The sequence below is a fragment of the Pseudomonas sp. DE0157 genome (genome assembly GCF_007678615.1).
GTDB lineage: Bacteria > Pseudomonadota > Gammaproteobacteria > Pseudomonadales > Pseudomonadaceae > Aquipseudomonas > Aquipseudomonas parafulva_B.
Map to the genome: position 1 here is coordinate 39,239 of NZ_VEJN01000004.1, position 15,182 is coordinate 54,420.

General features: G+C 60.5%; 15 protein-coding genes. 9 read left to right on the top strand and 6 right to left on the bottom strand.

The window, feature by feature from the left end; all coding sequences use genetic code 11:
* Positions 1-9: 9 nt before the first annotated feature.
* Positions 10-423, bottom strand: coding sequence for an NADH-quinone oxidoreductase subunit A (locus FS777_RS06925; RefSeq protein WP_008096178.1), 414 nt, complete (start codon positions 421-423; stop codon positions 10-12).
* A 901-nt stretch (positions 424-1,324) separates the two neighbouring features.
* On the opposite strand from FS777_RS06925, the gene FS777_RS06930 reads away from it, so the two are divergent.
* Together FS777_RS06930 and FS777_RS06935 are read left to right on the top strand one after the other, a co-directional pair.
* Positions 1,325-1,567: a hypothetical protein gene (locus tag FS777_RS06930; RefSeq protein WP_058639792.1), complete on the top strand. Its 243-nt coding sequence runs from the start codon at positions 1,325-1,327 to the stop codon at positions 1,565-1,567.
* Between the two features lie 153 nt (positions 1,568-1,720).
* Positions 1,721-1,984 (top strand): DUF3077 domain-containing protein, encoded by a 264-nt coding sequence (locus tag FS777_RS06935; protein WP_145254656.1) that lies wholly within the window; start codon positions 1,721-1,723, stop codon positions 1,982-1,984.
* A gap of 190 nt (positions 1,985-2,174) precedes the next feature.
* On the opposite strand, the gene FS777_RS06940 is transcribed toward FS777_RS06935, so the two are convergent.
* From FS777_RS06940 to FS777_RS06950, 3 genes are all read right to left on the bottom strand, one after another.
* Positions 2,175-3,446: a hypothetical protein gene (locus tag FS777_RS06940; RefSeq protein WP_145254659.1), complete on the bottom strand. Its 1,272-nt coding sequence runs from the start codon at positions 3,444-3,446 to the stop codon at positions 2,175-2,177.
* 240 nt (positions 3,447-3,686) lie between these two features.
* Positions 3,687-5,012, bottom strand: a complete 1,326-nt coding sequence (gene aceA / locus FS777_RS06945; RefSeq protein WP_023534769.1) for an isocitrate lyase — start codon at positions 5,010-5,012, stop codon at positions 3,687-3,689.
* A gap of 485 nt (positions 5,013-5,497) precedes the next feature.
* Complete coding sequence (locus tag FS777_RS06950; RefSeq protein WP_145254662.1) at positions 5,498-6,232, bottom strand: secretin N-terminal domain-containing protein; 735 nt, start codon at positions 6,230-6,232, stop codon at positions 5,498-5,500.
* A gap of 207 nt (positions 6,233-6,439) precedes the next feature.
* Between FS777_RS06950 and FS777_RS06955 the strand changes: the two genes are divergently transcribed.
* Positions 6,440-8,149, top strand: coding sequence for a S8/S53 family peptidase (locus FS777_RS06955; protein ID WP_145254665.1), 1,710 nt, complete (start codon positions 6,440-6,442; stop codon positions 8,147-8,149).
* An 85-nt stretch (positions 8,150-8,234) separates the two neighbouring features.
* Positions 8,235-9,677, top strand: coding sequence for a SulP family inorganic anion transporter (locus FS777_RS06960; protein ID WP_145254668.1), 1,443 nt, complete (start codon positions 8,235-8,237; stop codon positions 9,675-9,677).
* A gap of 36 nt (positions 9,678-9,713) precedes the next feature.
* Here the strand turns inward: FS777_RS06960 and FS777_RS06965 are convergent, their stop codons facing one another.
* Positions 9,714-10,139 (bottom strand): hypothetical protein, encoded by a 426-nt coding sequence (locus FS777_RS06965; RefSeq protein WP_145254671.1) that lies wholly within the window; start codon positions 10,137-10,139, stop codon positions 9,714-9,716.
* 177 nt (positions 10,140-10,316) lie between these two features.
* On the opposite strand from FS777_RS06965, the gene FS777_RS06970 reads away from it, so the two are divergent.
* On the top strand, positions 10,317-10,619 hold the full coding sequence (locus tag FS777_RS06970; RefSeq protein ID WP_027916244.1) for a hypothetical protein: 303 nt from the start codon (positions 10,317-10,319) through the stop codon (positions 10,617-10,619).
* Between the two features lie 8 nt (positions 10,620-10,627).
* Here the strand turns inward: FS777_RS06970 and FS777_RS06975 are convergent, their stop codons facing one another.
* Positions 10,628-11,881: an aspartate aminotransferase family protein gene (locus FS777_RS06975; RefSeq protein ID WP_145254674.1), complete on the bottom strand. Its 1,254-nt coding sequence runs from the start codon at positions 11,879-11,881 to the stop codon at positions 10,628-10,630.
* A gap of 334 nt (positions 11,882-12,215) precedes the next feature.
* On the opposite strand from FS777_RS06975, the gene FS777_RS06980 reads away from it, so the two are divergent.
* The 4 genes from FS777_RS06980 (at position 12,216) to FS777_RS06995 (ending at position 15,139) form a co-directional block, all read left to right on the top strand.
* Entirely contained in the window at positions 12,216-13,598 is a 1,383-nt protein-coding gene (locus tag FS777_RS06980; protein ID WP_100851900.1) for an amino acid permease, read from the top strand.
* Between the two features lie 57 nt (positions 13,599-13,655).
* Entirely contained in the window at positions 13,656-14,153 is a 498-nt protein-coding gene (locus FS777_RS06985) for a PaaI family thioesterase (RefSeq protein WP_145254678.1), read from the top strand.
* 40 nt (positions 14,154-14,193) lie between these two features.
* Positions 14,194-14,640, top strand: coding sequence for a GNAT family N-acetyltransferase (locus FS777_RS06990; protein WP_230375219.1), 447 nt, complete (start codon positions 14,194-14,196; stop codon positions 14,638-14,640).
* Positions 14,641-14,749: 109 nt separating this feature from the next.
* Positions 14,750-15,139 carry a helix-turn-helix domain-containing protein gene (locus tag FS777_RS06995; protein ID WP_145254683.1) on the top strand — a complete coding sequence of 130 codons (390 nt, stop codon included), beginning with the start codon at positions 14,750-14,752 and terminating at the stop codon, positions 15,137-15,139.
* Positions 15,140-15,182: the final 43 nt, after the last annotated feature.

A 15,182-nucleotide genomic window follows, 5' to 3' on the forward strand; every position in this document is an offset into this window, starting at 1 on the left:
GCCAAAGCCTCATTGTTTCAGCTTCGCTTGCCGCTTGCGGCGACCTTCGGGTGCCCAGTCAAGGGCCCCGACGCGCCATAGGTAGACAAGACCTGCCAACAGAATTGCTATGAAAACGAGTGCTTCGACGAACCCGGTCCAGCCGCTTTCGCGGACGGACACAGACCATGCAAAGAGAAAGAGGGCTTCGATATCGAAGATCACGAAGAGCATCGCGACCAGATAGAATTTTGCCGACAGGCGCAGGCGCGCGCTGCCGGTGGGCAGCATGCCGGATTCGAAGGGTTCGTTCTTGGCGCGGCCCCAGGCCTTGCTGCCGAGTAGGCTGGACAGGCCGAGCATGAAGGCGCACAGGCCGACGACACCCAGAAGGAAGATGGCAAAGCCCCAGTTGTGGGCGATGAGTCCTGCCGAATCGGACATGCTTTAAATCCTTATACAGAGACCCAGCTCTGCAGTCTGAAATAAGTGTAGAGCGGCGACGTGGTGTCGCACTTGCAGTGACCAAATGTCGCAGCTGAATCAATCCTGCTGATTTTATGGGTAAACCCGGGCCAAGTAAAATTTCCGTAGCAAATTTATTCGCAGGGTCAACAACATATTCGGCGTGTAACTGGCTGAAAGCCTTGAAATTCGGGCATTGCGCGCGCTTTTGTTAATTATGTTTCTTGCGAGTGGTAACGAATTACGAATTGAGTAATGATAATTAATATCATTTGGACTGACGCCGCTTATTTGGTCCGTTCTGGGTCTTGTAAAGTTCATCTGCAGATTTCCTCTGCTTGCAAATGCGAAAAGCTCGTGTTCTAGCACTTATCGACCCGCTGGGTACCGCCCTGGGTCAATACTAAAGCGCGTTTGCGGTGGTGGGGTCGCGCGTGGCGCTGTGCCTGCAAGCATAGACCAGGGTGCTCTGATTGCTCCTCGTCGTGGTTGCACGCATTGGATGGGCAGCGCTCGCGCTAGGCGACATCGCACACGCAGAGTGGGCTCAGCGCCAGGTGCAGTTAGGCGCGGGGTCACTGGAATGTCGGATTTAACCCCTTCCCTGTAGGGCATTTCCCAAACATACTCTTGCCGCCTGTTTTCCGTTGCGGCTGCCCGGGTAGCGCTCTAGTCTCGGCCTGACGTTGCTCATCAACGACACAGCTTTGACAGGCTGTGACGGTAAATAGTGCGCGGCTTTCCTATATGGTGGCTGTGCGTGCGGGCACGCTTGCGTGCGCCGGAACTTAGCTATTTCCGCCGGTCTGTCAACCCACGTACAGCTGCCGCCCTTCTGTTTGACAGCAGGTGGGTGGCCAGCCATAGAAGGTAAATAGCTATGTTGAAGATAGTCCCCGATCCACCTCGCATCTCTCATTCCCTCGAAGACACCCTGATCCAGGCCACCGACCACGCACTCTGCGCAGCGACCGTGGTGCATCAGGCCTTGCTTCAACAGCCCAAGTCCCCTGCATCGATCCTCATGATGACCTCGATGCATGAACTCGAAGCGCTTCGGGCTTTGCTTGAGTCGGCCTTGATTCAGGTGCAGATGCCAGCCGGTGCCAAGCCTTTGCACTGAGGCTGATCAATGTGTAGCGACAGCTGGCCTTTGGCGGGTAAGTCCACGCCTACACAATCACCGCAGCCTGCAATGTTCCACATTGACGGCGGGAGCGGGTCTGCCCGCATCAGGGGTCGGCTATGCAGTCGGAAATTCTCAGGGGATTCAAACATGACTACAGAAGACACCCAGTTCACCGTCGGTCAAACAACTTTTTGCCAAGGTGAAAACGTCACGCACGCGTTGTTTCGCATCGAGCCCGGCATACCGTGCCGGGATGCTCGCGAGCAGTCGTCAGAGTTGATGGGTTACGTTCGCGAACTGACCATCATCGGCTTGACGGAGGACAGGCCAATGATGATCTGGGCGGCCCACTACCTCAGCGCCATGGCCAAGGCATTGATGGATGACGCCGAGCTGGGCATGGCGCAGTGATTCTCGGCTAGATGTCCTAGCCCAGCGGCTTGCGTGGTTTGGCGCCACGCAAGCCGCTGCTACAAAGCAGGCGTACCGGTGGTACTCAAGTTGTATTCAAGTAAAGGTCCACGTGTCATGAACCACTGGCCTTGTCCTTAGCTGCCACACCCTTATCAGTGATAACCTCTGACTCGGCCAACTCGACCGGCTACCGTGTCAGGCGTACCAGATAGAGGCCGGTTCGAGGGTCTGTCGCAAGCTTCAGGTTGCAGGCGACAAGCGGCTGGCCATTAGCCTGACAGCTGACCTTCAGTGCCGTCCCGCTTTCCCCGACAAATGCCCAGCCAGCCGTACCAAAGTTATTGTCCAGGGTGCCATCGCTGTTGAAGCGCAACAGGACTAGTGGGTCGCGTGCTGCTTCGTCTTCATACATCACGGCTAGGTAAATTTTTTCGTGATCGCCCGGTTGTCCATCGAAGGCCAAGTCCAGCACGGAAGCCATGACCGAGGGGTCTTTTTGAATAATGACAGGTTGCCCCGCATTGAAATGGGTGTTTGGCGCACCGTCGCGTTTGAAGGACATGAGCGCGGTACCTTCATCATAGGTATTGATGTCGGTCCGGCACGCCAGCACGAAGTGATGGTTGGACGTGGACTGCTCAAGACGCGCTGCCAGCAGCGTGTGTCCAGGCGTGCTCAACTGCAAATGGCCGTGCGCGGCAAACGTCTCGTCGACATTGGCTCGGTGATCAAGGCGAGTCACGATCACATGGCTTTGGTAATCCTCGATAGGCATGGGCGTGTGCGCGGCATAAATACCTTGTTCAGTCACCGCTATCGCGCCCAGCAGCACGGGCTGCCCCTCGTGTGCAGCGCCCCAGAAGCCCGTGCCATTGAACTCGGTATCCAAGTCCCCGTTTAGCGTGATGGCCACAATATGATCGCGCGAATGGAAGTAGAGGACGCCGTCCCAGATGCTGCCGCTGGTGCTTCGCGGGGTAGTTGAACTGCTGTGCTTGGAGCCGGGGGTTGAATTGATTGGCCGGTGCTGGCGTGTAGAGCTGATCGACCGGTAAACACGGTAGGCCTGCCCATTTTCGCCAAATTGGGTGTCGGGCTTTCCATCAGGGAGCAAGTGAAAGACTACGGGGTAATAAGAATCGGGTGCATAGTTGAAGTCACCCACCACATAGATTCCCCCGGTTTCGTCCGTAATGATCGTGGACAGAAAGACCCGCAAGGCACCGGTGTATTCAACGATAGCGACTCCGTCGGTGCCAAACTCACGGTCAGGCACTCCGCCAGCGTCAAGCCGTAGCAGCTTGATGTGTTGCTCAGTCCTGTGCGCCGAGGACACAAGGATGTGTCCGGTTGATTCGAGCACGGCCATTGGGCCAACGTGATTGTATTGATGGTGCGAAAAGCGGCCCCTCGAAGCGAACGTAGGGTCCAGCTCACCGGCTTTGGAAATATTTGGCATGATGCGACTCCTGATTGGGCAAGTCGCAAGGTTTACAGAAGGGGTTGCTGTAAATAACTGGCAATACTGATAGGTGTTGAATGCTAAGGCACTCGCCGCGCTTTGCGAAGCCCCCCTGTTCTTTGCGAAGAAACCCTGGTCCACGTGCAGGTTCGGTTTGACCTGAGCTGGCCACCTTCAGCAAAACGAAGGCCCGGGGCCTGTACAAGCCCCGGGCCTTCGTTAAACCGCAACCCACTCTCAGTGGAACTGCTCTTCCTCAGTCGAACCGGTGAGCGCAGTCACCGACGAAGCCCCACCCTGGATCACGGTGGTCATGTCATCGAAGTAGCCCGTACCCACTTCCTGCTGATGCGCCACGAAGGTGTAACCCTTGCTGGCGTCGGCGAATTCCTGCTCTTGCAGCTTCACATAGGCGGTCATGTCGTTGCGGGCGTAGTCGTGCGCCAGGTTGAACATGCCATGCCACATGTTGTGGATGCCGGCCAGGGTGATGAACTGGTGCTTGTAGCCCATGGCCGACAGCTCGCGCTGGAATTTGGCGATGGTGGCATCGTCCAGGTTCTTCTTCCAGTTGAACGAAGGCGAGCAGTTGTACGACAGGATCTGGTCCGGATATTCCTTCTTGATCGCTTCGGCAAAGCGGCGGGCTTCGTCCAGGTCCGGCTTGGCGGTTTCGCACCAGATCAGGTCGGCGTAAGGGGCGTAGGCCAGGCCGCGGGCGATGGCCTGGTCTAGCCCTGCGCGCACTTTGTAGAAGCCTTCGCGGGTGCGCTCGCCGATCACGAACGGCTGATCGTAGGGGTCGCAGTCACTGGTCAGCAGGTCGGCAGCGTTAGCGTCGGTACGGGCAAGGATGATCGTTGGTACGCCCGAAACGTCGGCTGCCAGGCGCGCGGCGACCAGCTTTTGCACGGCTTCCTGGGTCGGCACCAGCACCTTGCCGCCCATGTGGCCGCATTTTTTCACCGAGGCCAGCTGGTCTTCGAAGTGCACGCCCGCAGCGCCTGCTTCGATCATGTTCTTCATCAGCTCGTAGGCGTTGAGCACGCCGCCAAAACCGGCTTCGGCATCCGCCACGATGGGCGCGAAGTAGTCGATATAGCCTTCATCGCCTGGGTTCTTGCCAGCCTTCCACTGGATCTGGTCGGCGCGGCGGAAGGAGTTGTTGATGCGCTTGACCACCGTCGGCACGGAGTCGACCGGGTACAGCGACTGGTCGGGGTACATGGACTCGGCGGAGTTGTTGTCGGCAGCTACCTGCCAGCCCGACAGGTAGATGGCCTGGATGCCTGCCTTGACCTGCTGCACGGCCTGGCCGCCGGTGAGGGCGCCCATGCAGTTGACGAAGTCTTTTTCCGGGCGGAACGATGGATGTGCACCTTGGGTAACCAGCTTCCACAGCTTTTCTGCACCCAGGCGGGCCAGGGTGTGCTCCGGCTGCAGGGAGCCACGCAGGCGAACGACATCGGCGGCGGTGTAGGTACGGGTCACGCCTTTCCAGCGCGGGTTTTCGGCCCAGTCTTTCTCAAGGGCTGCAATTTGCTGTTCGCGTGTCAGTGCCATGGAAGTAAACCTCGTCGCATCGATCTTGGGTTAATTGTGCGGATGCTCGGGGCAGATCAGGGCGCTGGCGGCAGTCCTGTTCAAGCGGGTACGGCGGCATCGGGCAAGGATGAGGGGCAAGGCGGGCAGTCAGGTCCATCGGTGCCCGGCAGGTCGGCATCGTGGATGCCTCGCTGCGGTGCTACGCGAATGCTGTGACGGCGGTGACGCACTTGAGTCCCTCGCAACCACTTGCTCGTTGCAGTCGCCACCTCGTCGAACCGCCTTGTGGGCTGTACGGACACAGGGCGCCTCCAAGGTGACAGAGGGCGCCCCGAAGGCCCTTGCCAGGGCCCCTGATTAGCGGGAGCGAGGCCATCATGCCCTCGTGAAAAAGTGCCTGTCAAACGTTTTGTAGTGCTTTTTTAGGTCTACTACATCTTTGGTCTAATACGACTCATCAGTCAGTTCAGAGGCCTTTGGTCGAGGCCGCAGACTGTCTGGGATCAGTCCAAAACATCGACTTTCACTCGCACTGTCATGTTTTTTCCCCGCTCGGTGCTGTAGATATGGCTTGCGCTGCTGAAACCGGCCTGACTCTGCTGGTTGTACCCGGCCATATCGATCCACTCGCCAACCTTGCCGGTCAAGGTTGTGTCGGTGCTTTGAACATCCACTACATCTGCACGTTCGCGGCTGATACGATCATTATTGGTGCTGATCTGTAGGCGAACGGTGTTCCCAGTAAGCATCGGCGTTACGTAAAAACCTTGGGTGACATTGCGGTATTGGGTGTCGCTCTGCACGCGCCCGTATCCATCGGTGCTGGAGCTGGTGACGGGGATGCTCTGGCCGACCTGAATCAGCGCTGGTTGGCCTTCGCTGGCCTGGATCTGCTGTACGCCGCCGTCGCGGTTGGAGGTGCCGTGGCGGATGATCCTGGCGTTGCCGCGGGTATCCTGAAATTGGCTGTCGCTGGTGTCGACGCTGATCAGCAAGCGCTTGGCGGCCGTGTCCAGTTGCTTGAGCACGTTACGCAGCTCGCCGATGCGTTGTGGGCTGGCATTGACGATGAGCTTGTTCTCGAAGGCACTGACGGTGCCGTCCTGGCCGATGAAGGCTTGCGCGGGCGCCAGCAATTCGGCGCTGCTGCGGTGCTGCAGCGGCACGACCTCAGTCTCGGCCTGTGCGCTCAGGCTGGCCAGCATTGCCAGCGAGATGAAAAGCGGGCGTGTAGACATGGGCAGGTCTCCGTAAAAGGTGAGTGTAATCGCTGCATCGGCAGCGCCTGGACTTCCTGAGCTATTTCGCAGCAATTAATTCCTGGATCGTCAGTGGTGCCATCTTGGACCTCGGCTTCCACAAGGAGGGTCCCGAAGGACAGGGCAGCGGCTGAACCTTGGCAGGGGTCGTGGGTCGCAATCACAGGCCATCCGGGGGCGACTGTCATGAAACGCTGGTTCATCGTATGGGGGTGCTTGTGGAGCGCCGGTTTGCAGGCAGCGCCTGATGTGCTGCGCATCCAGCACCTGCAACGCTGCGGTGATGTATTGAGTACTGAGCGCCAGCAGTGGTGCCTGCGCGTGACGGGGCTGGGTGAACAGCCGCCAACATTCAAGGTTGGGGGTGTGACAGTGCCTGCTAAAGCGTTGGAGCGCCAAGGTGACACGTTCACGCTGACCCTTGGAGATCAGCCTGGACCGAGTGCGCCGTTGTGGCTGGAGGTCAACGGGCAGGCCAGCAACCCTGTGTGGTTGACTCGTCAACGCAGTCATGTGGTCGCCGCAGGCCCCGATGAGGTGGCCAAGAACATGGACGGCCTGACCACCTACCTGAATCTGGTCAGTGTGCTGGTAGAAGAGAAATACGACGGTCTGCACGAGGCCAGGCGCATTGCCGACAAGTACGGCGCGCAGGTGGTAGGCGCCATAGCGCCGCTGAACGTCTACCAGTTGCGCCTGCCGGTGCACGACCTGGTGCAACGGGACGCCATGATCCTGCGCATAGGTACGGAGGTCAGTGTCGATGCAGTGATCGTCGAAGAGTCGGCTCCCGAGCGGGGCGAGGAGGGGGACGACCGCGCCGAACCGGCCATCACCCAGGCCGATGAATGGGCCGCGAACCGCTTCATGGACGCCTTGTACTACTATCAGCGCCGCATCCCTGCTTCCAGAATCCCTGTCCAGCCTGTGCGTGTGGGGGTGATTGAAAGGGGTGTGGACTTCGATGCGGCAGGCTTCACGCGTTATCGCGGCGCCTGTGAGCACGGGCAGACGTGCGTGTATGCCAGGGACGGCAGCGAGTCTGCTAGCCATGGCACTCATGTGGCGGGCATTTTCGCCGCCCAGGATGAAGGCTTTCTCGCTGGGCTGGGCAAGGCAAGCCCGGGGTTCGATGTGATCGTCGACCGTAATTCCGACGCCGGTATCACGGCCAATATCGCCGCATCCGTCAACCTGGTGCAGGACGGTGTGCGGGTGCTGAACTGGAGTTGGGGCATTCACCGGCTAGGTGCCCGTAACATCAAGGGAGATGAGGTCGACTCGCTGGTCCGTTCCGGGCTGGCCATGAGCGGTTATGAAGAGCTGCTGGAGGAGTTTTTCCTGTGGCTGCGGGCCAAGCATCCGGATGTGATTGTGGTGAATTCCGCGGGTAATGGGGCTTCGTGGTCGGGCACGGACGAATACCGATTGCCGTCGTCCTTCGTCACCGAACAGTTGCTGGTGGTGGGCGGCCATCAGCGCAGTGAGCACGCTGTACCCGTCAGTGACCCGCGGCATGTGCGCAAGCGCCACAGCTCCAACATCGACAGCCGTGTGGATGTCAGCGCCGCCGCATGCCTGCGCCCCTCCGGCGAAGCCAAACCCCATTGCGGCACGTCCTATGCCACGCCTTTGGTGGCGGCCACCGTGGCCGCGATGCTGTCGATCAACCCGGCGCTGACCCCGACGCAGGTGCGTATGCTGCTACGTCGCAGTGCGCTGACCCTTGGCGAGCAGCAGGATTTCGAGGCGATGGATGCCGAGGACTTGACTGCCCCCATTTTGCCGTCGGAGCGAGGCGGGCGCCTGGATGACCCGGACCTTGGGCGTTCTGCGCGCCTGGACATGCAGCGTGCCCTGGATTTGGCGGTGCAGAGCCGCGATCGGGTGCGCTGATCGGTGGCTCCTGCCTGACAAATTCCGTAACATTGCGCCTTCATTTTCGCACTCCGTCCGTTCTGGACCGTCACCCAGGAATTCCATGAAACCCGCTCGCCTACGTGCCGACCTGCTGGCCGGCTTGACCACCTCGTTTGCCCTCGTGCCCGAATGCATCGCGTTCGCCTTGGTGGCACACCTCAACCCCTTGATGGGCCTTTATGGCGCATTCGTCATTTGCACGCTGACCGCGCTGTTCGGCGGCCGGCCGGGGATGATTTCCGGTGCTGCGGGCTCGATGGCTGTCGTGATCGTCGCCCTGGTGGTGCAGCACGGCGCGCAATACCTGCTGGCCACAGTGTTGCTCGGGGGCGTAGTGATGATCCTGTTCGGCGTATTGCGCCTGGGCAAGCTGGTCAGGCTGGTGCCGTACCCGGTAATGCTCGGCTTCGTCAATGGTCTTGCGATCGTCATTGCCATGGCCCAGCTTGAGCATTTCAAGCAAGGCGAGCGCTGGCTGCACGGGGTGCCCTTGTACCTGATGGTCGGCCTGGTGGCCTTGACGATGGCGGTGGTCTACATTCTGCCCAGGCTCACCCGTGCCGTGCCTCCGGCGCTGGTTGCGATCCTGGGCGTAGGCCTGTTGGTGTACCTGTTCGACCTGCCGACCCGCACCCTGGGTGACATGGCCCACATTGCCGGTGGCCTTCCGCAGCTGGCCTGGCCGGCGGTGCCCTGGACCCTTGAAACTTTGCAGATCATTGCCCCTTATGCCGTGTTGATGGCCATGGTGGGCCTGCTCGAAACCCTGCTCACCCTCAACCTAACGGACGAGATCACCGAAAGCCGCGGCTTTCCGGACCGCGAGTGCGTGGCGCTTGGGGCGGCCAACATGGTGTCGGGATTGTGCGGCGGCATGGGTGGATGCGCCATGATCGGTCAGACGGTGATCAACCTCAGTTCCGGTGGGCGAGGGCGGCTATCAGGGGTGATGGCCGGGGTGATGATCCTGTTGTTCGTGCTGTTCCTTTCGCCATTGATCGAACGTATCCCCTTGGCGGCCCTGGTGGGTGTCATGTTCGTGGTCGCGCAACAGACGTTCGCCTGGGCGTCGCTGCGGGTGCTGCACAAGGTGCCGGTGAACGACATGCTGGCGATCATCGCCGTCACCGTGGTGACTGTGTTCACCGACCTGGCCATGGCCGTGCTGTTCGGCATCGTGATCGCGGCGGTGAACTTTGCCTGGCAGCATGCGCGCGAACTGTACGCCGACAGCCATGAGGACGAGCACGGGCACAAACGTTATCACGTGCACGGCACCTTGTTCTTCGCCTCGACCGCGCCGTTCCTGAACCAGTTCGACCCGGCCAATGACCCGGCCGAGGTGACCTTGGATTGCCAGCACCTGAGCTTTGTGGACTATTCGGCCATTGCCGCGCTAAAAACTTTGCGTGAGCGCTATGCCAAGGCCGGCAAGCACCTGCGGGTGGTGCATTTGTCCGAGCGTTGCAAGAAGCTGCTCAAGCGGGCCGGCGAACAGCACTGAGGCGGCGGCCCGCCGCATGGGCCGCAAGCCAGAGCTTCAGTCAGCCGGGGCCTGCAGGTGCCACTGTCCGTCCGCTTCATGGGCCAGCCCGCTGGCGGGCAGCAGGGCGAGCAGGCGCGGGTGCAGCGCTGCATCCGTGAAGGTCTGTACGGTGGCCAGGTCGAGGATGCCGGACAGCGTCAGATCCACCTTGGTGTACGACAGCCAGGCCTTTTTCAAGACTTGCGCCACGTCGCTGGCGGCGGTACTGGCGAAGCGGCGATGCCATGGCCGGCCGTCGAACGAGAATGTGTGCGCCAGGGCGTAGCTCGTCTGGTCGGCGCCTTCAAGGCAACGGTGGCAGCGGCAGGGCCCCTCGCCAAACGCATTGCGCAGGTAGCTGTTGAAATCGACCACCGGCTTGAGGGACAGGCGTTTGTCGACGTCGAACAGGTCGGCGATCATGGGTTCTTCAGCGCTCACTCGGGATCCTCTTATGCTAGGGCGTGTATCGGCCGGCACCCTAACAGATCGTTGCGAGCAGATCACCTGTGTTGGCCTGCACCGCGGCGGTTCGGCGGGCGAACGCTAGAGACAAGGCGCGGCCGCTGCCGTACTCTACGCGCCCCTATGCCCACCCACGTTTCGAGGTAGACCCGCTTGAGCAACCAGTACCCGTACATCGCCACCATCACCATCAGCGCCGAAGACCGAGGCGGCGACATCGAAGCCTCGGAAAACGCCAGCATGCGCGTGGGCCTGGAAGCGGTGACCGAGACCCTCAAGAAGGTGCATTTCGTCGGTACGCTGGCCGCTCCGGAAAAGAACGCCACGCACATCTGCGTGACCCTGGAGAATGGCCTGACCTACTACGGCCCGATCGTCAACGGCCACGCCGAACTCGAAGGCGGCTGGATTGCCTTCGAGTCCGATATGCTTACCCCGCAAGAGCTGGGTCTCTAAGCCCCTCTTCAGGAGCCAAGCTCGGCAAGGCACTGCTCGAGAATATCCAAGCCTTCCTCGAGCACGTAGGCCTCGATGGTCAGCGGTGCCAGCAGGCGGATGATGTGCCGTGCCTTGCCGCTGGGCATCAGCAGCAGACCTTTTGCGCGTGCCGCTTCCATCACCTTGGCCAGTTGCGCCGGCGCCGGGCTGCCGTCGGCTTGGACAAACTCGATTCCGCGCATGGCACCGACCCCGGTCAGGCGGCCGAGGAACGGGCTCAGGCCAGTAGCCTTCCAGTGCTCGAAGCGGCGCACGATTGCCTGCTCCTGGCGTTCGCCCCAGTTAGCGACGTTCTCGTCGGTCATCTGTGCCAGGCTGGCCAGGGCCGCTGCGCAGGCGATCGGGTTGCCTGAATAAGTGCCACCCAGGCCGCCCTTGGGCAGTGCTGCCATCAGTTCCTTGCGCCCGACCACCGCACCCAGCGGCATGCCGCCGGCAATGCTTTTGGCCAACAGCAGCAGATCGGGCTCAAGCCCTAAACGTGGGAAGGCGAAGCGCTGCCCGGTACGCCCGAAGCCCGACTGGATCTCGTCGATGATGATCAGGATGCCATGCTCGTCGCAGAAACGGCGCAGGGCCTGGGCGAACGTTGGGTCAAGGGCGAGGAACCCGCCTTCACCTTGCACCGGCTCGAAGATGAACGCCGCCACGTCCTCCACCGCCAGCTCGACGCTGAACAGGCGGTCCATGGCCTTGAGAGCCTGTTCGCAGGTAACCCCGGTGTCGGTGCTGGGGTAGGGCAGGTGGTACACCGGCCCCGGCAGCTCGCCGACCCGCTGCTTGTAAGGGGCCACCTTGCCATTGAGGTTCAGGGTGGCCAGGGTACGGCCATGGAAACCGCCATCGAAGGCGACGATGGCGCGCTTGCCGGTCGCCGCGCGGGCCACTTTCAGGGCGTTTTCGGCCGCCTCCGCGCCGCTGTTGGTCAGCATGCCGGCCAGCGGGTAAGCGACCGGTATGAATTGGCTCAGTTGCGCCATCAGCTCAAGGTAAGGGGCATGTGGGGCTGCGTTGAAAGCGTAGTGAGTCAGGCGGCTGGCTTGATCCTGTATGGCTTGTACGACCGCTGGATTGCAATGGCCCAGGTTCAGCACGCCGATGCCGCCTACGAAATCGATGTAGCGTTTTCCTTGGTCGTCCCACACCTCGGCGTTGCGGCCATGTGTAAGGGTAATGGGATGAACGATGGCGATGGATTGGCTGATGCAGTCGTGGTTCATGAGGCGGGGACCTGTGGGCGATGTACTGCCTATCCAAGCGCCTAGGGGTCAGGGGGTGCAAACGAATTATTGGATTGGTTTCATTCCTACGGTTCTTGATGTGCCCGAGGCTGTGATCAGTGGTGCACTGGTCATGCTCTTTGAACAACATGATTCACCCTTTTGCAAGGGAGGCTCATACGCCACGCTAAGGAACGTAGTCCACGTAGGAGGACGCTTAATCATTCCCTCAAGGAATTACGTACTGATAAAACGTCGTTTGTGACACCTCTGGCAAGTCTCAATACTGACCCGGATCAAAAAATGACCGTGCGATCCAGTCAGAGGGTTCAACATGGCTTCCCCGAACAACAAGAAACAGCGTTCCTTGCAACATGGCCTGACATCCCGTCAGGTATCGATGATTTCCATTGCCGGCATCATAGGCGCCGGGCTGTTCATTGGCTCCTCCAACGCCATCGCCACGGCAGGCCCGGCGATCCTCATTTCCTATGCCATGACCGGGCTGCTGGTGTTGCTGGTGATGCGCATGCTGGGCGAGATGGCCATCGCCAACCCCAACAGCGGTTCTTTTTCCACCTACGCCTCGCAGGCCATCGGCCCGTGGGCGGGCTTTACCATCGGCTGGCTGTACTGGTGGTTCTGGGTGCTGATCATTCCGGTCGAGGCCATCGCCGGCGCTGATATCCTGCATGCCTACTTTCCCGGGGTGCCGTCCTGGCTGTTCGCCTTCCTGATCATGCTCGTGCTATCGGGTACCAACCTGATCAGCGTCAAGAACTTCGGCGCCTTCGAGTACTGGTTCGCGTTGATCAAGGTCGTGGCCATCGTTGCCTTCATCGTCGTATGTACCCTGGCGGTGACTGGCTTTTGGCCCTTGGCCGACGTGTCCGGGGTCAGCAGACTCTGGGATACCGGAGGCTTCATGCCCAACGGCTTTGGCACCGTACTGGGCGGTGTACTGATCACCATCTTTTCGTTCTTCGGCGCGGAGATCGTCACCATCGCTGCCGACGAAACGGCCAACCCCAAGGACAAGATCCGTCGTGCCACCAACCTGGTGGTGTATCGCATCGCGATCTTCTACCTGGCTTCGATCTTCCTGGTGGTTTCGCTGGTGGCCTGGAATGACCCAGGGCTTAAGGCAGTCGGCTCGTTCCAACGGGTCCTTGAGGTGCTGAACGTGCCTGGCGCCAAGCTGCTGGTGGACATGGTGGTGCTGGTGGCCGTGACCAGTTGCATGAACTCGGGGCTGTATACCGCCTCGCGCATGCTGTATTCGCTGGGCGCCCGCGGGCAGGCTCTGCCCATCACCCGGCGCATTGCAGGCTCCGGCGTGCCTACGGTCGCGGTGATCCTCTCGACGTTGGCAGGGTTTGCCGGGTGTCTGGTCAACTATGTGTTCCCAGGCAAGGTGTTCGGCTTTCTGCTGTCCACCACCGGTGCCATCGCGTTGCTGGTGTATCTGGTCATCGCCGTGTCCCAACTGCGCATGCGCGCGCGCGCGGAGCGCGAAGGGCGCTTGCTGGAGCTGAAGATGTGGTTGTTCCCCTGGCTCACCTGGCTGGTGATCGCCACCATCGTCCTGGTGCTGGGGTACATGTTGTTCAGCGATGCCTATCGGTACGAGACATTGATGACAGCCGGGGTCACGACGTTCATCCTCGTGGTGGCGCTGGCCAGGCGCCCCGGCAAGGCGAGTCTGCAAACCGCGTGACCTATCTGCTTTAATGAGGGCGTAGCGCGCCCTCATTACAACAAGCACAGGAAGCGTATGAACGATCAAGCCTTGAGCCTGCAGGCAGTGGCTGCCCCGGATGGCATTTGCTATGGCTGTGGCAGCGCCCATCCGCACGGGCTCCGTGTACAAAGCCATTGGGCCGAAGACGGCATTCATCTGGTCTGTCGACACACCCCCGACGCTACCTTTACCGGCTGGCCGGGGCTGGTCTATGGCGGATTGCTGGCAATGCTGGTGGACTGCCACTCCAATTGGACGGCCATGGCCTATCACTATCGAAGCGAAGGCCGGGCGCCTGGCAGCTTGCCGCGTATCGATTGCGTCACTGGCCGCCTGGGGCTTGAGTACCTCAAACCGACACCCATGGGGGTTGAGCTGCTGCTCAAGGCTCGGGTCGAGGGGGAAGTAGCACGCAAAAGCCGGGTGATCTGCGAGGTGTGGGCTGATGGGGTGCTCACCGTCAGGGCCGATTCGGTGTTCGTTCGTGTCGATACCGATAAATTGCAGCGCCAAGCCCATGCAAGGGCGTGAGTTCGTTCCGGCCAAGCCTGCCTGAGCGGGAGAACGCGTGATGCTGCAACTCATTCCTGCCACTGACAGTGATCTGACGTTCGCCCGCGACCTGACGCGCCGCCTCATGCTGCCTTATTACCACCGATACGACCTTCTGTGGGTGGAGCAGGCTTTCGACCAGGCCTGGCAGTGGCGCGAGCAGTGGCTAGTGACCGACACCGATACCGACGCCGTGTTGGGTTTCTGCAGTCTCAGCCAGGATAGCCAGGCGCTTTTCATCCGTGAGTTGCATTTGCTTCCCGCTTACCAGGGGCAGGGGGTTGGCAGCTGGGTGCTCGAAACGCTCGCGCAATGGGCAGCCCAACGGCGTTTGGCGCTGCTCAGGCTGATGGTGTTTCGCACCAATCCGGCGCGCAGGCTTTACCAGCGGCGAGAGTTCATCGAAATGGGGGAGGATGATTGTTTTGTGCGCATGCAGCGCAGGATCGATTGGTCAGGGCAATGATGCCTTGTCCCAGTCGGCCGTCAGCGGCATAGTGCCCTTTGTAAACGAGGCAGCGGTGCGTGCGGACGTGGCGCTGCTCGGAGATACTCAGGGACAAGGAGACGCCCGGATGAATGGAATCGGCCCTCGGCTGCGGGAAGAACGTGAGCGGCTGGGTATGACCCAGCGTGTATTCGGTGATATCGGTGGGGTGGAACCCAACGCGCAGGGCAAATACGAAAGTGGGGAGCGCATGCCACGTGTCGATTACCTGGCTGCGGTAGCGGCCAGGGGGGTTGATGCGCTGTATGTTCTGAACGGGGTACGCACCCCTGTACCCTTGCATGGGATTAGTGCGCAGGAGTCGGACGTGCTCAACGCGCTTCGGGGCCTGGCTGAGGCCGACAAGGCGGCGATTGTTCACCTGTTGAAACGTCTGTCTGACCACAGGCATGAGCAGCCGGGGCGTATAGGTTCGGACCCAGGTCGTCAGTCGTTTCTGACGAAAGCAATGCGCTAGGCCGGTCTTGAAAAATTTTGTTAAGGTGGCGTCATACAATCGC